This window comes from Roseisalinus antarcticus (assembly GCF_900172355.1).
Classification (GTDB): domain Bacteria; phylum Pseudomonadota; class Alphaproteobacteria; order Rhodobacterales; family Rhodobacteraceae; genus Oceanicola; species Oceanicola antarcticus_A.
Map to the genome: position 1 here is coordinate 28,949 of NZ_FWFZ01000017.1, position 19,908 is coordinate 48,856.

A 19,908-nucleotide genomic window follows, 5' to 3' on the forward strand; every position below is an offset into this window, starting at 1 on the left:
GTTCCCGTTGTCTGCCCTTGCGTGTCCCACCGGGATGCGCACCCGTGGCCGTGCCGACCGGCGCCGCCCGATGAGCGCCGACGTGCCCGGAATGCCCACGGTCAAGGAGCGGTCGCTGCGCCGCAACGTGGGCTTCGCGGTCTCGGGGCGGGCGGTCTTCGCGCTGACCCAGTTCGGCATCATCGCTGTGCTGACCCGGCTTGGCACCCCCGAGGATGTCGGGGCGCTGGCGCTGGCATCGGCGCTGGTGACGCCGCTCTTTTTCCTGACCTCCATGGGGATGCGCGAAGTCCATACCGTGGACGATCTCGACCGCTTCACCCGTGCCGACTACGTGGCCCTGCGGATGCTGGCGGGGCTGCTGGCGGTGCTGATGACGCTGGCGATCCTCGCGACCTTCTACACCCATGCAGGCTGGCTGGTGCACGGCTCCGCCATCGCCTTTGCGATGGTCAAGTATTTCGGCGCCCAGATGAGTCTGAACCACGGTATCTTCCAGCGCGCCGAGCGGATGGATTACGTGGCGCTGTCGAACCTCGGACGGGGCGGGCTGGGGCTTGGCGTCTTCGCGGCGGCGTTCTGGCTGACCGAGAACCTGCCGGTGGCGCTGGCCTTCGAGTCGCTGGCCTGGCTTTCGACCTACCTGTTTCTCGACCGGCCGCTGCTGCGCCGGCTCGGCGCGGCCCAGCCGTTTTCGGAGCTGCGCAACGTGCATTTGAGCACAATTCTGGCGCTGGCCTGGTGGATCCTGCCGCTGGGGATGGCGCTTTTCATGCTGCGGGCGGCCATGAGCGTGCCGCCGATCCTGCTGGAGCGCTACGTCGATTTTGCCACCGTCGGCATCTTCGGCGCCATCGCCTATCTGCATTCCGCCCTGTCGATGATCTCCAACACCCTGGGCAGCGTCACCGCCCCGCGCCTGCGCCGCTACTGGCGCAAGGCCGACCGGCGGGCCTTTGTCCGGCTGTCGCTGGGGATGACGCTGTTCGCCGCCGGGCTCGGGGTCGTGGCGGTCGGAATCGCGGTCTTCGCGGGCGAGCAGGTGCTGCGGGTGCTCTACGGCCCCGGCTATGACCGCGCCGACATCTTCTCGATCGTGATGCTGGCCTCGGGGATCAGCATCCTGGGCAGCCCGCTTGTCGCCTCGGTCAACGCGGGCCAGGCGTTTCGCCGCCGCCTGCTGACCAACGTGCTGGCCTTCGTGGTGGTCTGCGCCCTGTCGCTGCTGCTGATCCCGCGGATCGGGGCGCTGGGGGCGGCCTGGGCCATGGTCGGGCTGACGGTCACACAGACCGGGCTGAACGCCCTGCTTTACCTGTCGGTCCTGCGGAGCTTTCCGACCACCCCGCAGGCGGAGACATCATGAGCCTCTCCCGGCGGATCAGGTCCGGGGCCCGGTCCCTGGCCGGCCACGCCGTCGCCGCACGACGCCTGCGCCTGAAGCAGACCGAGGCGCGGCACGCCCTTGCGCGGCTCGCCACCCGGCGCGGCCCGCTGGACAGGGGCCTGGACCGGGCCGCGCGGGACTATGCCGGCGACGTGCTGGGCGGCGTGGCGCATGCCCCCTGGCTCCAGGTCTATGCCGCGATGCAGGGCCGCTTTGTCGAGGGCTGGATCCCCGACAGCTATTACATCGCCACCGCCCTCGCCCGGGTGAACGGCGATTGCCATCACCTCGCCCGCCACCGCACAGCCAATCACGCCTTCTTCGGCGCGAGCGGGTTTCCGGACGTGGCCTGCGTGGTCAACGGCCGCCTCGTGGCGCCCGACTACGGCCCGCTGTCCGCGAGCGATCTGGGGGCCGCGGCCGAGGCCTCCGGTGGGCTGGTGTTCAAGCCCGATCATTCCGCTTTCGGCCGGGGGATCCGGTTTCTGGCGCCGGACGCGCTCGACATCGAGGCGCTGCGGACGCTGGGCAACGGGGTGTTGCAACGGCGGGTGGTCGCCGACCCCGCCCTGACGGCCTTCGGCAGCGCCGCCCTGCCCACGCTGCGGGTCTGCACCGTCGTCGCTCAGGACGGAGGGGTCTCGGCCCGGGCCTGCTATCTCAAGCTCGGGCGGCAGGCGGAGACCCACGTGATCTCGGCCAGCCAGGTCCGGGTGCCGATCGACCTTGCCACCGGCGCCTTCGCCGCCGAAGGCGTGCTGGCCGACTGGCTGCCCGTCGCCGCCCATCCCGACAGCGGAATTGCCTTCGCCGGCCACCTGGTGCCGGGGATCGCCGCCTGCATCCAGACCGCCTGCGACCTGCACGGCCGCCTGCCGCTGGCCCGCTATGTCTGCTGGGACCTGGTGCCGGAGGCCGGCGGCGGCGTGGCCGTGCTCGAATGGGAAGGCGGCGTGGTGAACTTCGCCGAGGCCACCCAGGGGCCCTGCTTCGCCGATCTCGGCTGGGACCGGTTCCACCATGGCTGAACGGCGCGAACCCCATGTGCTCTTCGTGGGCAACCGGATCCTGGGGTGGAAGACCTATTCGCGGGAGCTGGAGGCGCGGCTCTCGCAGCGCGACGACATCCGGCTCAGCACGATCTGGCACGAGCCGTCGCGGGCCGCGACCCTGCCGGTGTCGCGCCACGGGGGCGGTATGCTGTCGCGGCTGCACCGGCCGATCGACGCGATCCACGCCCATCGCGGGCCGTTGGGGCGGACCGTTCGGGCGGCGATCCGGCAGCTCCGGCCGGACATCGTGCATGTCGCCGGTCACTGGCCCGCGGCGGCGATGGCCTGGATGCCGGGTGCTCCGCCCTTCACCGCGGCCCTCGACGCGACCCGCGCCAATATCAACGACATGAAGGGCCGCGCCCGCTGGTCCGCGCCGGCGATGGCGCGAGAGGCCGCGCTCTGCCGCCGGGCCGCGCATCTTTATCCGATGAGCGAGTGGGCCGCGGCCTCCCTGCGCGACGATTGCGGTGTGGCCGCCGGGTCGGTGCGGGTCATGCCGCCCTCGGTGGACCTCGCGGCCTTCGGTGCGGCGGCCGAGCGCGAGACGGGCACCGACGGGCCGGTCAACGTGATCTTCGTGGGCAATGACTTCGCCCGCAAGGGCGGGCCCGAGCTGCTGGCCTGGGTGCGGGGGCCGCTGGCGGGCCTCTGCCATCTGCACATCGCCTCGCACGATCCCGCCGCCCGGGTCGAAGGCCCCCATGTCACCGCCCATGGCCCCGTCACGCGAGAGCATCTCTTCGGCGCGATCCTGCCGCGGATGGACATCTTCTGCCTGCCGACATCGCTCGACATGTCGCCCAACGTGCTGGCCGAGGCCGCTGCCGCCGGCCTGCCCGCCGTCGCCAGCCGGCTGGGCGGAATCCCGGGACTGATCCGCGAGGGCGAGACCGGGCTGATGGCGGCGCCCGGCGATCCGGAGGGGTTCGTGGCGGCCCTGCGCCGGCTTGCCACGGACCCCGGGCTGCGCCACGCCATGTCGCGGGCGGCCCGACGTCATGCCGCGCAGCACCTGGATGCACGGGCGAATTTCGACCGGCTCGCCGACGACCTCGCGGCGCTTGCCACCCGCAGCCGGGAGGAGCGCCGATGCGCCTGACGAAGGCAGAGCTCGCCGGACGGGTGGAGCCGTTCCTGCTGGCGCGGATGCCCGACCGCCCGGACGGCTTCGCGCTGCGCGAATACCGCCCCCAGGTCACGGCCGGCCGGCTGGACCTGGGCGTGAAACTTGCCTATCTGCGCAGCCTCGACGGCCCGCCCGGCACCTTCCACGAGGCGCTCTACGATGCCCATATCGCGGCCTTCTCCCTGGGCGACATGGCCGAGCCGGGGGACGTGACGAAGGCCGACCTCGGCACGTTCAAGACCCGCTTCGCGGCGCTTGCCGCCAGCATCGAGGCGGGCGGCTTCGACCCCGACACCACGCTTGTGCCGCTCGCCTCGGACGGCACGATCCTGAACGGAGCCCACCGCACCGCCGCCGCCATCCACCATGGCCGGCCGCTGGTGGGGGTCGAGACCGGGCTCGATCCGGTACGCTACGATCATCGCTTCTTCCGGTCGCGCGGCATGCCCGAAGAGGCGATCGACGCGGCCGCGCTGGCCCATGTCGCCGCCGCGCCCCACGCGGCGGTCGCCCTGCTCTGGCCGGCTGCCCCCAATGCCGAGGACAAGGTCGAGGCGATCCTCGGCCCCGTCGCCCATCGCAAGGCGGTCCGGCTCTCGCCCCGGGGCGGGCACAACCTGATGAGCCAGGTCTATGCCGGAGAGGCCTGGCTCGGCCCGCCCGAGCAGGACCACCCGGGCATCGCCGCCAAGATGGTGCCCTGTTTCAGCGGATCGCAGCCCCTGCGCGTTCTGGTTTTCGACGTGGCCCCGGGCCGCGACAGGATCGCCGCCAAGGAAGAGGTCCGCGCCCTCTTCGGGCTGGGCAAGCATTCGATCCACATCACCGACACCCATGCCGAGGCCGTCGACCTGGCGCGGCTGCTGCTCAACCCATCCTCTGTCCACATGCTGAACCACGCCATGCCGAACCGCTTCGTGCAGGTCCGGCGCATGGCCGAGGATTTCCGGCAATTGCTCGACCGGTCCGACATGTCGCCCGAGGAGGTCGCGATCGACAGCGGCATGGTGCTGGGGCTCTATGGCATCCGGGCGCCGTCGGACCTCGATTACATCGCCGCGCGGCCCGGGCCGGACGCGGGCGAGATCGAATGGCACGACGGCCGGCGCCATGGCCCGGCCGTGGCCGACATGCTCGCCGATCCGCGCAACCATCTGCACTACTGGGGCCTGCGCTTCGTCAGCCTGGCCCGCGTGGCCGAGATGAAGGAACAGCGCCGGGCCGGTCGCGACGCCGAGGATCTGGTGCAGATCGCCCCGCTTCTGCGCGAAAGCTCGCGCGGGGCAGCCTGGCGAAGCCTGGTCTACCGTCTGCGCTTTGCCCAGTCGCGGGTCCGTCGGACCGTGATCCGCGGTCTGGGCGCGGTGGGGCTGAAGGAGCACGTCAAGACGCTGCGGGCCAGCCTGCGCGGCAACCGCTGAAAGCCCGGGGCAGAGGCGCCTGGACGGCGGCGCCGCGACGCTGGCGCCAGGACGGTGGCGCCGGGACGGTGGCGCTAGGACGGTGGCGCGGACCGCCGCGCGGCCCGCCACTGGGCCGCCAGCGCGATCTCGCAACAGGCAAAGCCCAGCACCACGAAGAAATGTCGCCAGTGCAGCGAATCCACCACCACCGAATTGACCAATTGCCCGATCACGACGGCGAAGACCGCGATCCGGATCGGCTCGCGCCCGTCGCGCTGTGTCCAGGTCCGCGAGAGGCCGACCAGCACCACGGCGATGGCCAGCAGGAAGCAGACCAGCCCGAGCCAGCCGTTCTCCACGGTCACCTTCAAATAGAGGTTGTGGGTCGCCAGGTCGAATTCGCTCTGGGGAAAATGGTTCTGGCCCACGTAATGGCCCGGACCGATGCCCAGCGGTTCGCGGGTGATCACGTCGATGGCCCTCGCCCAGTTGGTGAACCGGTCGGTGTCGTAGGCTTGCAGCTGGCTGCGCTGGGAGAAGAACTCCTTGAGGTTCAGCGCCTCGAGCAGCAGCGGCCCGGCCAGCAGCAGGAACGCGGTGCCCCCGGTCAGCAGGATCAGGAACCATTTGCGCTGTTGCCAGGCCCGAGAGAACAGGGCCAGCCCCAGGCAGGACACGAAGATGACGATGGCCCCGTTCAGCCACGCCCCGCGCGAGAAGGTCAGGAACATCATCGACAGGATGAAGCCGACCAGCGCCAGCCGCTGCAGCCGCGCCCGCGCCCCGGTGCACAGCAATCGGCCCAGCAGCAGGAAGCCCGCGGCCGCCATGTAGGGGCCATAGACGTTGGGATCCTTGAACAGCGGCGACAGGCGCAGCCCGTCCTCGGCCCGGAAATAGAGCGTCACCGGCCCGGGCGCGAGCCGCATCAGCGCGAGCGCCCCGATGACGGCCGAGATCGCGGCCCCGAGGAAGAAGGCCGCATACATCCAGTCCAGCCCGCGCCGGCCATAGAGGACGACGAAATGGACCATCAGCACCGGGATCAGCAGCAGGTAGAGCGTGATCAGGAAGTATTTCAGACCGAAGGCAAAGACATTGGCCAGCAGCAGGGACAGGACATTGAGGGCCAGGAACAGGAAGACGAGCCAGTAGAATGCCGTCAGCCGCTCGGAGGCATAGATGGTGCCCGTGGCCATCAGCGCGAAAAAGCCGATCGCGAAGAACAGATCGCTCGGCGCCGGCTCGATGACCACCACGAAGAGGGTGGCGAAAGACAGCAGCAGGCAGCGGAACGCGAAGATATGCACGCTCGCATAGGACGGCGCCGCGGCCGACTGAAGGGCAACCCGGCTGCTCATGGCCGGACCGCCCGATGCGCCGGCCCGGCGTCGTTGCCACATGTCGGAAGGATTTGCATCACGCTGCCGGTCAGGCCGCCGCGTCGCGGCGGACCGTGCGCGGGTTGGCGGCCGCCCGGGCATAGGCCTCGTAGGATTCGCCGTATTGCGCGACCCGCGACAGGTCGGCCGCGTTCAGCGCCAGCCCCACGGGCGCCTCGGAATCCAGCCGTTTCATCGCCTCCACCACCATCTCTCGCGGGGTCTCGTTCCAGCGGACGACAAAGCCGACCACGTCGCTGACCCGGGCCAGGATAGAGGCGTCGGCCATGTTCGCCACCGGCGGCGCGTCGATGATGATCAGGTCATAGGTCTGACGCGCGGCTTCCAGATATCGCGCGAGCGACTTTCCCGCGAGCAGATCGGACGGGCTGCGGGCGCCGCGGCCGGCGGGCAGCACGTCGAGGCCTCCGCCCAGGTTGCGTTCGCGGAAACCGTAGCCATCGCCGCTCAGCAACTCGGACAGGCCGCTGTCGTCGCTCATCTGAAGCAGCTGGGACAGCTTGGCTCGGCGCAGGTCCGCGTCGATCAGCAGCACGTCCAGCCCGGCGACCAGCGCGGAGCCGGCCATGGCGCGGGCCATGGTGGTCTTGCCGTCGCCCGGCCCGGAGGAGGTGATGGTGATCACCTGCGTTCCGGTCTCGCCCGACAATTCCGTCAACTCGTGCCGGAAGGTCCGGATCGATTCCGAATAGGCGGACATCGGATCGTCCATGGTCATCTCGAAGGCCTTGGCGGGCGACCCGATCCGCGGCACGCAGGCCATCACCGGCAGGCCGACCGCCCGCTGAAGCTGTCCCACGGTCATGAAGCCGGTCAGCATCGCCTCGCGCAAAAGGCCGATCAGCCCGCCCAGCATGGCGCCAAGGATCAGCCCGAAGAGGACGAGAACCTGGGATTTGGGCGCAAAGGGCAGGCTGGGGACGGAGGCGGCGTCGATGATCTCGACCCCGCTGGCCAGGAAGCTGAGGTTCTCCTCGGCCAGGCCCGAGCTGCCGAGATAGCGTTCATAGAGGGCGCGGTAGGCCTCGGCGCGGCGCTCGAGCTCGCGCAGCTCGACGCTGGAGCGGCTGGCGTCGCCGGATTGTCCGCCGGCCTCGCGCAGGGCTTCGCTCACAAGCTGTTCGCGGGCCTCGAGCGTTTCCACCTCGTTCGCCATGACCTCGACGATGCGGGTCACCTCCGTGCTGAGCTGCGCCTCGATCGCGGCCCGCTCGTCGCGGATGCCGGCCAGGCGCGGGTTGTTGCCCTGCCCCGCGAGCTCGGCCTCGCGCCGCTGCAGGTCCAGCAGGGCCGTGCGCAGGGCGTTCACGATATCCGATTGCTGCACTTCCGGCAGGGACTGGATGTCGCCGCCGCCGTTCAGGATCTCGACCGCGCGGGCATAGGCCGCGCGGCGCTGGGCCAGTTCGGCACGGGTGCGGAACAGCTCGGCATTGAATTCGTTCAGCTGCTGTTCGCCGAGAGAGGTGCCCTGGGCGCCGGTCAGCAGGTTGTTCTCGATCCGGAAGGCGGCGACGGCGTCCTCCGCCTCGGTCAGCTGGCGGCGCAGCTCCAACATCCGGTCATCCAGCCATCCGGCCACGCGCGTCGCACGGCCGATCTGCGCTGCCTCGCGGTTCATGGCGAAGGCGGTGCCGACCGCATCGGCCACCCGGGCCGACAGCCGGCCGCCATCGGTGACGACGGAAATCGAGATGATGTTGGTGTCGCCCTCGCGGTCGACGGTCATCGCGGAATCGAGTGTCCGCACGGCATAGGCCTCTTCCGGCGTCAGACCGGACAGGTCCGGATCCGCCGGCGCCACGCGCGGCGGCCGGATCATCGCCTTGAGCTCGGCGATCTTCTGCGCGGCCCAGCTGCGGGGCTGGCGCTGGAAAAACGGTTCTTCGGTCAGGTTCGCCAGGGCGACCGCATCGCGCAGGATCTCGTTCGACTCGATGATATAGACCTGCCCGTCGACGAAGGCGTCGCGGGCGCCGCCCTCCTGGGCCTCTGCCTCCAGCGAGGAGGCGCCGATCTCGTCCACCATCAGCAGCAGCTTGCTGCGATAGCGATCCTCGAGGTTCATGACGGCGAAGACCGCGAGCGCGAGCCCGACCAGCGCACCGAGGCAGATGACAAGATAGCGGCGGCGCAGGAACCGGAAGGCGCCCCGCAGCAGATCCGACAGGGCGGGTTCGGCCTCGGCCATTGCACCGCCGGCCGGCAGCCCCACTTCCCGCGAATTTCTGTCAAATCGTCTCAATTACCGGCTCGCTTCACCATGACCAAAAGCGTTCTTAGCACGATCGAGGCGTCGCGCAGCAAGGTAATCGACTGCACGTAGGCCATGTCCATGCGGACACGCTCGTCGTAGGGGACGGCATCGCTGCGCCCGCTGACCTGCCACAATCCGGTCACACCGGGGCGGACCGACAGCAGCCGGCGCGCGGCGCGGCCATAATGCAGCTCGATTTCCTCCTCGGTGACGGGACGCGGGCCGACGATGCTCATGTCGCCGCGCAGGACGTTCCACAATTGCGGCAGCTCATCGAGGCTGGTCGCGCGGATGAACCGGCCGAACCGGGTGATCCGCGGATCGTTCGTCAGCTTGCGATTGAAGGCCCATTCCGCCGCGGCAGCGGGATCGGCTGCAAGGACCGCGGCCAGACGCTCCGGCGCGTCGGGAACCATGCTGCGGAACTTGTAGCAATAGAACATGCGCCCATGCCGCCCGACCCGGGTCTGGGCGTAGAATGGCGACGATCCATCGCTTGCAACGAGGACCATCAGCACCAGCATGACCGGAAACGCCACGGGAAAGATCAGGATCACGAGGGCCAGGTCCAGGACACGTTTGAACAATTTCTGATAGTCAAACCGGTGTCTGGCTGTCGGCCTGGAGCGAAAGCCCCGGCCACCTTCCTCTGCGATTGACATCTGTCCCGTATCCCCGCGTCTCAGATTGGAATGCAAGCTGACCCGATTGCGGAATCACCCCGTGACGCCGTCGCCGAATTCTCATGCACTCACCACATTTATGACAAATTTGTAACGCCGTTTCGGCGTATGTCAGAGAAAGACGGGACCAAATCGCGGCAACACATTGTTTCCAAAATATGTCTGTCCCATGCACGGTCTACGCTGCGCCGCGGCACGCACCGCGCGGATCCTGGCAGTGGTGTCGAGTGACGGGAGATCTGTATGGCTTCTTTTTTCGCAAGACCCACAGGCCATTGAAAAGGAACGGTAATGCGGATCCTCAATCTGTGCGAAACAGCGAAAGGCGGTGTCGGCATCTATCAGCGCCACGTCGCGGCACTTTCGTCGCGCGGTTTCGAGGTCCACCACCTCGTGCCCGACAGTGACGCGGACTTCCTCGGAGCCGATCTGAGGCTGGAAACATTTCGGCGCAAAAGCAGGGGATTAGGTGCGATCCGGGAAATGCTCTCGCGATTCGAGTCGCTGCTCGAATCGCTGGATCCCGATGTCGTCTTCTTCCACAGCACCTTCGCACTCGCCGCGCTGGCGCGGATGCGGATGCGGGGCGACAGGCGTCCGGCCATCTACTGCCCGCACAGCTGGGCGATCGCGACCTGTGGCCGCTACGATCCCAAGCGCCCGGTCGTGCGCCTGATCGAGGGCCGCCTGGCCGGGCTGGCCGACCGGATCCTGTGCGTCTCGCAGAACGATCGCGACATCGCGCAGCGGCTGGGCTATCGCGGCACCTTCTCCGTCATCGAGAACGCCGCGCCAGAGCCGAACCCGAATGCCGTCGACACGCTCTTTGCCGACGACCCGGACAATCTGCAACTGCTCTTCATCGGGCGGCTGGACCGGCAGAAGGGCTTCGACATCCTGTTCGACGCCATGCGCTATACCGCGCGGGACGATCTGCGCCTGCACGTGGTGGGCGACGAGGTTCGCCACGACGGGTCGACGATCTGGATGTCGCGCCGGGCGATCCCGGTGGGCTGGATCGGGCAGGACGAGATCGACAGCTGGTATCGCTCGGCCGATGCGCTGATCGTGCCCTCGCGCTGGGAGGGGTTGCCGCTGGTGGTGCCCGAGGCGCTGCGCAACGGCACCCCCGTCATCGTCGCCCGGCGCAGCGGCATGGAAAAGCTGATCACGCCGGGCGTTTCGGGCGAGGTCTTCGACCTGGACCGGGAATCCCTGGCCACCTGCCTCCACGATCTCGACAAGGCGAGGCTGCGCGCCATGCGACCCGCCGCCCGCGCCGCCTATGAGGACCGGTTCACCATCGACCGGATGCTGGACCAGCTGGCCACGATGATCCGCGACGTGGCGGCGAAATGACCGAAGACCTGTCCTGGCTGCCCGACCTTTTCGTCGCGGGGGTGCCCAAGGCCGGCACCTCGTCGGTTCATCGCTGGATCGCGGATCACCCCGGGGCGCTCGGCTCCGCCGAGAAGGAGACCTGCTTTTTCGCCGATACCGACAGCCACATCTACCGGCCGGGGGCCAATGTGCGCGGCGGATGGGCGGCCTATCGCCCCCAGTTCGCCCTGCCCGAGGGGCCGCGGCCGCGGGTGATCTTCGAATCCACCCCCTCCTACATTTACCAGCGGACCGCGCTGGACGAGATCCCGTCCCTGCCCGGCACGCCGCGCTGCCTGTTCATCCTGCGCGAGCCGGCGGACCAGATCCGCTCGATCTATCGCTATTTCCGGAACAACTGGACCTTTATCCCGGCCGAGATGAGCTTTGCCGCCTATCTCGATGCCATCCGCGCTGGCAGCCACGACTTCGGCGGCAACGAGCTTGCGCAGGACGCGCTGCGCAATGCCCGCTATCTGCCGCACCTGCAGGCCTGGCGCGAGAGGCTGGGGACCGAACGGATGATGGTGCGCAGTTTCGACGCGCTCCGCGCCGATCCGCGCGGCCTGATGCGCGAGGTCGCCAGTTGGGCCGGGCTCGACCCCGCGTTCTACGACGACTACGATTTCCCCTCCGAGAACGAGACCTACGTGCCCCGGTCCCGGGCCCTGCATCGCCTGAATGTCGCGGTGCGGGCGCGGCTGCCCAGGGGGGCGATCTACCGGTCCTTGCGCGGGCTCTATCGCGGGCTCAACACCGAGAGCGGCCGCACCGCCGGCCAGCCCGACGCGGAGGAGGCGGAGACGCTGGCCGCGCTGCGGGCGTCCTTCGCCGCCGACAACCTCGCGCTCGCGCGGGCGTTCGATCTGGACCTGCCGGGCTGGGCGATGCCGCCCGCCGATCAGCCGGCCAGCACCGTCCCGTAGACCTCATGCAGGCGGGCGAGATGCGCCTCGGGCGAGACCCGCGCGGCGAGATCCCCGCTCTCGAACGACCCGAGCGCCGGCAACCGGCGCAGCGCCTTCTCCAGCGCGGTCTGGGTCGGCGCCGCGTAGACCAGCCCGTTCTCGCCGTCGCGCACCTCTTCGGCCGCGGCGCTCCAGCTGCCGCAGATCACCGGGATCCCGCGCAGCAGCGCCTCGATCGGAACCAGGGGCTGGCCCTCGTACCAGAGGCTGGGAAAGACCAGCGCCCGCGCTTCGCCCAGGCGCTGCTGGACCGCGTCATGGGTCAACCAGCCGGTGATCTCTGCCTCCGGGTTGGCGGCGCGGATCGCCTCCGCTTCGGGGCCCTCGCCGATGAAGAGCACCGGCAGATCCACCGCCTTCGCCGCCCGGGCCAGCATCAGTGCGCCCTTCTCCGGCGACAGGCGCCCGACGAAGACGAGCTTGCGGTTGTCCCCGGCCGCGACCGGCGCCCCGCCCGCCTTGATCGGGTTCGACACCCGGTGCAGCCGCGCGGCCTCGGGCAGCCAGGGCGTCATCGCCCGGCGCTGGGTTTCCGAGATATAGATGATGTCGCGCAGGCCGCGCGGCAGGGCCCCCGGCCCCGCCCCAACCGCCCCGCGCACCACCCGCCACGCCTTGTGCGACGCGGCGCGGACGTCGCAATGGGTGGTCAGGCAGGACAGGCCCAGCGGCCGCCGCGTGCAGATCTCCTGCCGCTGGTAATCGTAGAAACCGCCGTTCGGGCAGGCCAGGAAATATTCGTGCATCGTGTAGACGCAGCGCAGCGGCCCGCCCGCAAGCACCCGCCCCACCGAGGGGGACAGGGCCTTCGCATGGCCGTGGCAATGCAGCACCGTCCGGGCGGGGTCGTGCCGCGCGGCCTCTGCGCGCAGGGCGGCCAGCGCCTGGCGGTTCCAGATTCCGTTGGCCATCGCCCGCAGCCGGCTCGGGTCGTCGAGAATGGTGCGTTGATCCAGGCAGACCACGCGGATCCCCGGATGCGCCAGCTCCGGCGCGACGGGGCCGCAGGCGGCAAAGAACGTCACCCCGGTGCCGGCCTCGGCCAGCAGGCGCGCGTTGTCGATGGCGACCTTGGCCTGCCCGCCGGTGACGGAGGCGAAATCCCCCACGATCAGCACGTGATCCGGGGACGGAGCTGTGGGCGTCATGTCGACCTCCGTCGCTGATCCGGCCTGATCCCGGGATAGGACCGCCCCGCGCCGGGCGCAACGCCACGCGCCGCGGCGCCCCGGCCCGGCCCGCGCCCGGACGGCCGCTTGCGAGTCGGGCGCGGGTTCAACCTATGGCACCGGACCAGAAATCGTCATCCACGAAATCGCCGAGCGCCCGGCCCAGAAGCACGATCTTCGAGCCGTCGGCGAAGCTCGCCAAAAGGTCCCCGCCCACCGCCGACGCAACGGCGCCGAACCCCGCGACGTCGAAGATGCCGTAGGCGCTGAGGTCGAGCACGTCGCCGCCCGCCGCCCCGGCCTCGAAATCGGCGACGATGTCCACGCCGTCGCCGGGCCGGAAGATGAACAGGTCCGCGTCCTCGCCGCCGATCAGCATGTCGTCGCCCGCATTGCCTGTCAGCGTGTCGTTGCCCGCCACGCCCCAGAGGTAATCGGCATCCGCCCCCCCGGTCAGCACGTCATTGCCGTCGAAGGATTGCGGGGTCACGCCCTCCGGCGCGTCGACCGAGAAGGAATCGATCAGCAGCCCGGTCTCGTCGTAGAATTCCACCAGCAGCCCGTCGTCGGTCACCGACACGGCATTGGCCCCGAGGTCGTCGTCGAACCCGCCGAGCCCGGTGACCACGTAGGTCAGCTCCTTGCCGTCGCCGTTGTCGTCCCGCGCGATCCGGTAGTAATCGTGATCGTGGCCGGAGAACACGAGGTCCACGCCCGCATCCTCGAAATCCCAGCGCATCGCCGTCTCGCCCGGGTCCTTCTGCTCGTACGGGGCGTGGTGGAAATAGACCACGTTGAACGTGGCGGTCGACTGGGCGATCGCCTCATAGAACCACTCGGCCTGCGCGGAGGTGGAACTTCTGCCGTCGGGCTCCTGGATGTTGCTGTTGAGGTTGAAGAAGTGGATCGAGCCGATCTGGAAGTCGTAATACCGCTCGTTGTCCGGCAGGGTGAAATAGTCGAAATATTCCTCCACCGGGCCGTCGGTGTATTCGTGGTTGCCGATGGCGGGAAAGAACCGGTTGATCTCGCTCCCGTCGCCGTAGCTACCCTGGTAGTTGCCGATGTAATCCGCGTAATGCTGACCCACCGCCTCCTCGTAGCTGAGGCCGAAGTAGTTGTTGTCGCCCACGGTCAGGATGAATTCCGGGTCCCAGGTGTCGACCAGCGCCGCGACCGCGCGTTCGCCCGAGGCCTTGGCGGTGCCGTAATCGCCGAAGACCGCAAAGCGGAAATGCACGGTGTCGAAAGTCGTCACCGCCTGCGGCGCCGGGGTGCCGGCGGCATCGGTGACATTGGCCGTCAGCCTGTATTCGGCACCGTCGGGCAGGGCCTCCAGGTTGACCGGGCCGGTGCTCCAGGCGCCGCCCGCGACGGCGGCGCTGCCGGTCCAGACCGACGTGCCGCCCGCGTCCAGGATGGCGAGCGCCACCACCTGCCCGTCCTCGATCCCGGCCGCCGTGCCGCTGAGCACGACCGCGTTGTCCTCGGCATCGTCCAGCACGCTGTCGGTCGTCACCGGGTCGGTGCCCAGATAGGCGCCGCCCATGGTGTATTCGATGTGCAAGAGCGGGGCGGCGCTGGCGCGGCCCTCGTGGGATTCGGCGATGCGCTCGCCGGTGCCGGTCACCACGAAGGCCATGTCCGACAGTGCCGACCAGCCCTCGCGGGCCACCACGTCCTGCACCAGCGCCGCGAGGTTCGGCGTGCGCTGCGCCGCGCCCGCCTCGCCCACGCTGGTCCAGTCCTCGGGCAGCCAGGCCACCGAAGAGCCCGTCAGCGCCCGCCCCGAGACCGACCCCGCGCCGCTGCCCCAGGCAGCCGCGTCGTCGCTCGCCTCCGCCCGGATCAGCAGCGAGGCGAACCCGCCCGAGACCTCGTCGACCTGGAACTGGATGTAGGCGTTGGTGATCACCGCCCCCTGCGGCACGTCGATCGCCCCGAAGCGCAGCCCGACGGTCTGCGCCCGGGACCCGTCCTGGCCAAGCTCCAGGTCGCTGCTGTCGAGGTAGATGCTGCCGTCGGCGCGCTGCTCGACATCGTCGAGGCCCGAGGCGATGCGGGTCTCGAAGGTCACGATCTCGGGCGGCGGCGCGCTCGTGGTCCGGAAGCTGGCGCCGGCCTGCGGCGCGGAATTGCCCGCCGCGTCGGTCACGTCCGCCGTCAGCTCGTAGCCCGCCCCGTCGGGCAGCGCGCCCAGGTCCGCCGGCGCGCTCGCCCAGACCCCCGAGGCCACCACGGCGCTGCCGGTCCAGACCACCGCCCCGCCCGCATCGCGCACCGCGAGCGTCACCACCTGCCCGTCCTCGACCCCGCTCACCGTCCCGCTGAACACCACAGCACCGTCCTCGGTGCCGTCCACGATCCCGTCCGTCGCCACCGGGTCGATCGCGATCCCGAACAGCCCGTCGTCCAGCGCGATCTGGAACGTCCGGGTGTCGAGGCTGCCGTCCGACGAGGTCGCCGTCACCGTCAGCGCCAGCATCCCGTCCGGCCCGAAGCTCAGCGTGCCGCTGTCCGAGCGGGTGACCACGCCGGTCACCGGGTCGATCTCGAACCGCGCATCCTCGACGCTGTAGCGGACCTCGTCGCCGGGGGTGGCGTCGCTGGCCGAGGCGGTGATCCCCACCGGGGTGCCCGCCGCCGCGTCCAGGGTCAGCTCGTTGAGGCCGGGGTCGGTGTCGGCCACCGCGTCGAAGGCCACCGGCGCACCGCTGCCGCCCATGGTGTATTCGATGTGCAAGAGCGGGGCGGCGCTGGCGCGGCCCTCGTGGGATTCGGCGATGCGCTCGCCGGTGCCGGTCACCACGAAGGCCATGTCCGACAGTGCCGACCAGCCCTCGCGGGCCACCACGTCCTGCACCAGCGCCGCGAGGTTCGGCGTGCGCTGCGCCGCGCCCGCCTCGCCCACGCTGGTCCAGTCCTCGGGCAGCCAGGCCACCGAAGAGCCCGTCAGCGCCCGCCCCGAGACCGACCCCGCGCCGCTGCCCCAGGCAGCCGCGTCGTCGCTCGCCTCCGCCCGGATCAGCAGCGAGGCGAACCCGCCCGAGACCTCGTCGACCTGGAACTGGATGTAGGCGTTGGTGATCACCGCCCCCTGCGGCACGTCGATCGCCCCGAAGCGCAGCCCGACGGTCTGCGCCCGGGACCCGTCCTGGCCAAGCTCCAGGTCGCTGCTGTCGAGGTAGATGCTGCCGTCGGCGCGCTGCTCGACATCGTCGAGGCCCGAGGCGATGCGGGTCTCGAAGGTCACGATCTCGGGCGGCGGCGCGCTCGTGGTCCGGAAGCTGGCGCCGGCCTGCGGCGCGGAATTGCCCGCCGCGTCGGTCACGTCCGCCGTCAGCTCGTAGCCCGCCCCGTCGGGCAGCGCGCCCAGGTCCGCCGGCGCGCTCGCCCAGACCCCCGAGGCCACCACGGCGCTGCCGGTCCAGACCACCGCCCCGCCCGCATCGCGCACCGCGAGCGTCACCACCTGCCCGTCCTCGACCCCGCTCACCGTCCCGCTGAACACCACAGCACCGTCCTCGGTGCCGTCCACGATCCCGTCCGTCGCCACCGGGTCGACGACGACGCCGGGCGCGGTCAGATCGACCGTGATGCCGAAGGGCGCGGTGCTTTGCAGCGTGACGCCATCGTCGATGCTGGCCACGAAGGCATATGTGCCCTCTTCGAAATCTCCGGCGGAATAGCTCCAGCTTCCGTCCGGGCCGGCCTGGGTTTCGCCAAGGAAGATGTCGTCGAGGTAAATGCCGACGATCGCGCCCGGGTCGCTGCTGCCCTGAAGCGCGATCGTCGGCCCGAAGGTTATCCCGTCCCCGATCACACCTGTATCAAGCGAGAACGTGTCGATCGTGATCATGGTGCCCCCGGGCTAAACGATCGGGCGCCAGAGCGCCCTGTCTGCTTCCGCGCCGAATCCGGGCGGTGGCCAGACAATGCTTGCATAGTGCGGACAGCCACCGCGCATCGCAAGGCTCCAGCGCGGGCGGACCGAGGATTGCATAACGCAACGTCAACAATACCTGTCCAGCGGGGATGATTATTCACGGCACGACCTCGGCGCAGGGAGGCCGCGCCGAGGGTCGATGTCGCTTTGTTGAGCGAACGCCGCTCTATCTGGCATTGCCCCGGCCCCGACGTCCGGGTCGCGGGGCCACGCCCCGGCTCACTCGCTGCTGCGCACCCGGATCTGATCGAAGGCGACCGCGGTGATGAGCACGACGCCGCGAGTGATCTCCTGCCAGAAGCTCGAGACGTCCAGCAAGGTCAGGCCGTTGTTGAGCGTCCCGAGGATCAGCACCGCCAGGACGGTGCCCCAGACCGAACCGCGCCCGCCATAAAGGCTGGTGCCCCCGAGGATGATCGCCGCGATCACCGTCAGAAGGTTGGACGACGCGGCGTTCGGCGCGGCCGCCCCCAGCATCGCCGCGAGGATGATGCCGGCCACCGCGCCGATCACCCCGGAAAAGACGTAGAGGATGACCTGCACCCGGTCGGTCTTGATCCCCATGATGCGGCTGGCGTCAGGATTGCCGCCGGTGGCGTAGATTTCGCGGCCGAACCGCGTTCGGGTCATGATCCACCAGACCGCGATGCCGAGCGCCGTCATCACGATCAGCGGCACCGGCACACCCAGGATCCGGCCGGACCCCAGCCAGTTGAACCCGCCGATGATGAGCGGTTTGCTCAGCCCGCCGGTCAGGACCAGGGCCGCGCCGCCATAGATGCTCATGGTGCCCAGGGTCACGATCAGCGGGTTGAGCCGCAGGCGCGTGGTCAGGAAACCGTTGAACCCGCCCAGGCAGGCCGCGACCGAGATGGCAATGACGCAGGCGACCCAGATGTTGAGCCCCATGGCGTAGAACAGCGACACGATCACGCCCGAAAGCCCGGCGATCGCCGCCACCGACAGGTCCAGCCCGCCCGAGACGATCAGCGGCGTGCCCGCGATCGCCATCAACCCGATCACCGACATGTTCGAGCCGATCGACATCAGGTTGCGCGTTTGCAGGAAATACGGCGACAGGATGCTGAAGATCACGAAGATCAGCACGTAGAACACCGCGAGCACGACCACGCCCGCCCATTCCTGCCGCATCAGATGGCCCAGTCGACCCGATCTTGCCGACGCCCCGGCCGCGCCTTGTTCAATCGTCATCTATCCTGCTCTCCCCCCTTTGGCGCAGCGAGAAACGGCTGCTCCGTGTTGCTGGTTGACTAGCATCGGCAATAGGTCTAGTCAACAAGTGGTCAGGCCACTTTACCATGGGCGGACTGGCCTCTGGACCGGACGCAGGAGGGTGCGTCGGGTCCGAAGCGAGGGGGGACGGAGCCATTCTGGGAGACAAGGATATCTCGCCGATCGCGAAGTCCGGTGTTTCGGACATGCTGGTCCAGCAATTGCTGGGCTTTGTCACCGCGGGTCGGCTTATGGCGGGGGACAAGCTTCCGTCCGAGCGCGAGCTGGCCGAGCGATTCGACGTCAGCCGCCCGACCGTCCGAGAGGCGCTCCGGGCCCTGTCCGTCCTGGGCGTGCTGGAGATCCGCCACGGCGGCGGCGCATTCGTCACCGCGCTGAATGCGGCGGAGCTGCTGGGCCCTTTGACCTTCTTTCTGTCGCTGTCCGACGCCTCGGTCGAACAGCTCTATCATGCCCGCCAGCTGATCGAGGGCGAGATCTGCGCCCTCGCGGCCAACCGTGTGACCCCGGCGGAGCTGGTCCGGCTGTCCAACCTGATCGACGCGCAGGAGAAGGTCCGTCACGACGCCGGCCGCTACATGCAGCTCGATACCGAATTTCACATGGTTCTCGGCCAGATCGCCGACAACCCTTTCCTGGCCCGCGCCTCGCAGAGCCTGAACGTCCTGGGGATCGAGTTCCGCAAGCTCGCCGCAAAGACCAAGGCGACGCCGACGCGGTCGATCAGCGACCACAAGGCGATCCTGGCCGCGCTGACCGCGGGCGATGTCGAGGCCGCCCGGGCCGCGATGGTGGCCCACATGATCCAGGTCCTGACAACGACCAGAGCGGAATTGGAGCTGAAAGATGGCTGACGCCCGTATCGTGGTAACCGACTACACCTTCCCCTCCCTCGACCGGGAGGAGGCCGCCGCCGGCGGTGCCGAGTTCGTCGCCTGCCAGTGCAAGTCCGAGCAGGACGTGATCGCGGCGCTGAAGGATGCGACCCTGGCCGTGGTCCAGTTCGCCCCGGTCACCGCCGCGGCGATCGACGGGATGGCCGAGGGCGCGGCGCTGATCCGCTACGGCATCGGCTATGACAACATCGACGTGGCCGCGGCCAACGCGCGGGGCTTTTCGGTGGGCTACGTGCCGGATTATTGCCCCGACGAGGTCGCCGATCACACCGCCGCGATGCTGCTGGCGCAGCTGCGCAAGCTGCCCGCGCTCGACGCCTCCGTGCGAGCCGGGGACTGGAAAGCCGTCGGCGTCGCCAAGCCGATGAAGCCCTTCGCCGAAACGCTGGTCGGCTTCTTCGGTTTCGGGCAGATCGGGCGCGGCGTCCATGCGCGCCTGAAAAGCTTCGGCTTCCGTTTCGCCGTCGCCGACCCGGCCCTGTCGGCCGACGAGGCCGAGACGCTCGGGATCCGGCTGATGGACGGGGAAGAGCTGTTCCGGCAGGCCGACGCGATCTCGCTTCATGCCCCCGCGACCGACGCCACGCGCAATTTCGTGAACGCCGAGCGGCTGGCGACGATGCAGCCCGGCGCGGTGATCGTGAACACCTCGCGCGGGGCGCTGATCGACGAAGCCGCCCTCGCCCGCGCCCTGCAGGACGGACAGATCGCCGGCGCCGCGCTGGATGTCTTCGCCGACGAACCGCTGTCGGACGACTCGCCCCTGCGCAATGCGCCCGGCCTGCTGCTGACGCCCCATGCGGCCTGGTATTCCGAGGCCGCCATCGGCCGCCTGCAGGAGCTTGTGGCCCAGGACATCGCGAACCATCTGGCCGGCCGCGCCCTGCGCAAGCCGGTCCCGGGGTCCACCGCCTGACCGCGCAACCGACCCCAGACCATCCTGGACCCGCGGGAGGCGGATCGAGCCAGGAGACGACGAAC

14 protein-coding genes are annotated in these 19,908 nt (G+C 69.4%); 8 read left to right on the forward strand and 6 right to left on the reverse strand.

Translation table 11 applies throughout. From position 1 onward, the window contains the following. Nucleotides 1-70 precede the first annotated feature (70 nt). The 4 genes from ROA7023_RS14765 to ROA7023_RS14780 are packed head-to-tail and all read left to right on the forward strand — an operon-like array spanning nt 71 to nt 4,989. Nucleotides 71-1,366 (forward strand): lipopolysaccharide biosynthesis protein, encoded by a 1,296-nt coding sequence (locus ROA7023_RS14765; RefSeq protein WP_159458534.1) that lies wholly within the window; start codon nt 71-73, stop codon nt 1,364-1,366. Next, nucleotides 1,363-2,415, forward strand: a complete 1,053-nt coding sequence (locus ROA7023_RS14770) for a sugar-transfer associated ATP-grasp domain-containing protein (protein WP_085879809.1) — start codon at nt 1,363-1,365, stop codon at nt 2,413-2,415. The genes ROA7023_RS14765 and ROA7023_RS14770 overlap by 4 nt, the downstream gene beginning before the upstream one ends. Beyond that, nucleotides 2,408-3,541, forward strand: a complete 1,134-nt coding sequence (locus ROA7023_RS14775; RefSeq protein ID WP_085879810.1) for a glycosyltransferase family 4 protein — start codon at nt 2,408-2,410, stop codon at nt 3,539-3,541. Before ROA7023_RS14770 ends, ROA7023_RS14775 begins: the two co-directional genes overlap by 8 nt. Then, nucleotides 3,532-4,989: a hypothetical protein gene (locus ROA7023_RS14780; protein WP_085879811.1), complete on the forward strand. Its 1,458-nt coding sequence runs from the start codon at nt 3,532-3,534 to the stop codon at nt 4,987-4,989. The genes ROA7023_RS14775 and ROA7023_RS14780 overlap by 10 nt, the downstream gene beginning before the upstream one ends. Nucleotides 4,990-5,063: 74 nt before the next feature. Here ROA7023_RS14780 and ROA7023_RS14785 read toward each other — a convergent pair whose 3' ends face one another. From ROA7023_RS14785 to ROA7023_RS14795, 3 genes are all read right to left on the reverse strand, one after another. Continuing rightward, nucleotides 5,064-6,332, reverse strand: a complete 1,269-nt coding sequence (locus ROA7023_RS14785; protein ID WP_159458535.1) for an O-antigen ligase family protein — start codon at nt 6,330-6,332, stop codon at nt 5,064-5,066. A gap of 70 nt (nt 6,333-6,402) precedes the next feature. Next, on the reverse strand, nt 6,403-8,565 hold the full coding sequence (locus ROA7023_RS14790) for a GumC family protein (RefSeq protein ID WP_085879813.1): 2,163 nt from the start codon (nt 8,563-8,565) through the stop codon (nt 6,403-6,405). 50 nt (nt 8,566-8,615) lie between these two features. Beyond that, nucleotides 8,616-9,218 carry a sugar transferase gene (locus ROA7023_RS14795; RefSeq protein WP_159458536.1) on the reverse strand — a complete coding sequence of 201 codons (603 nt, stop codon included), beginning with the start codon at nt 9,216-9,218 and terminating at the stop codon, nt 8,616-8,618. A gap of 387 nt (nt 9,219-9,605) precedes the next feature. Here ROA7023_RS14795 and ROA7023_RS14800 point away from each other — a divergent pair, with 387 nt between their 5' ends. Together ROA7023_RS14800 and ROA7023_RS14805 are read left to right on the forward strand one after the other, a co-directional pair. Then, the gene (locus tag ROA7023_RS14800; protein WP_085879815.1) at nt 9,606-10,673 is read left to right on the forward strand and encodes a glycosyltransferase family 4 protein; all 1,068 of its coding nucleotides are present in this window, start codon (nt 9,606-9,608) and stop codon (nt 10,671-10,673) included. Further along, entirely contained in the window at nt 10,670-11,620 is a 951-nt protein-coding gene (locus ROA7023_RS14805; protein WP_085879816.1) for a sulfotransferase domain-containing protein, read from the forward strand. The genes ROA7023_RS14800 and ROA7023_RS14805 overlap by 4 nt, the downstream gene beginning before the upstream one ends. Here ROA7023_RS14805 and ROA7023_RS14810 read toward each other — a convergent pair. From ROA7023_RS14810 to ROA7023_RS14820, 3 genes are all read right to left on the reverse strand, one after another. Further along, nucleotides 11,596-12,810 (reverse strand): glycosyltransferase family 4 protein, encoded by a 1,215-nt coding sequence (locus tag ROA7023_RS14810; RefSeq protein ID WP_085879817.1) that lies wholly within the window; start codon nt 12,808-12,810, stop codon nt 11,596-11,598. The two genes, ROA7023_RS14805 and ROA7023_RS14810, sit on opposite strands and share 25 nt — an antisense overlap. A gap of 127 nt (nt 12,811-12,937) precedes the next feature. Beyond that, on the reverse strand, nt 12,938-16,690 hold the full coding sequence (locus ROA7023_RS14815; RefSeq protein ID WP_085879818.1) for a metallophosphoesterase: 3,753 nt from the start codon (nt 16,688-16,690) through the stop codon (nt 12,938-12,940). 306 nt (nt 16,691-16,996) lie between these two features. After that, entirely contained in the window at nt 16,997-17,989 is a 993-nt protein-coding gene (locus tag ROA7023_RS14820; protein WP_085879819.1) for an ABC transporter permease, read from the reverse strand. A 227-nt stretch (nt 17,990-18,216) separates the two neighbouring features. Between ROA7023_RS14820 and ROA7023_RS14825 the strand changes: the two genes are divergently transcribed. Together ROA7023_RS14825 and ROA7023_RS14830 are read left to right on the forward strand one after the other, a co-directional pair. Beyond that, on the forward strand, nt 18,217-18,885 hold the full coding sequence (locus ROA7023_RS14825) for a FadR/GntR family transcriptional regulator (protein ID WP_159458537.1): 669 nt from the start codon (nt 18,217-18,219) through the stop codon (nt 18,883-18,885). Next, the gene (locus ROA7023_RS14830) at nt 18,878-19,843 is read left to right on the forward strand and encodes a C-terminal binding protein (RefSeq protein ID WP_085879821.1); all 966 of its coding nucleotides are present in this window, start codon (nt 18,878-18,880) and stop codon (nt 19,841-19,843) included. Before ROA7023_RS14825 ends, ROA7023_RS14830 begins: the two co-directional genes overlap by 8 nt. The last annotated feature ends 65 nt before the right edge of the window (nt 19,844-19,908 follow it).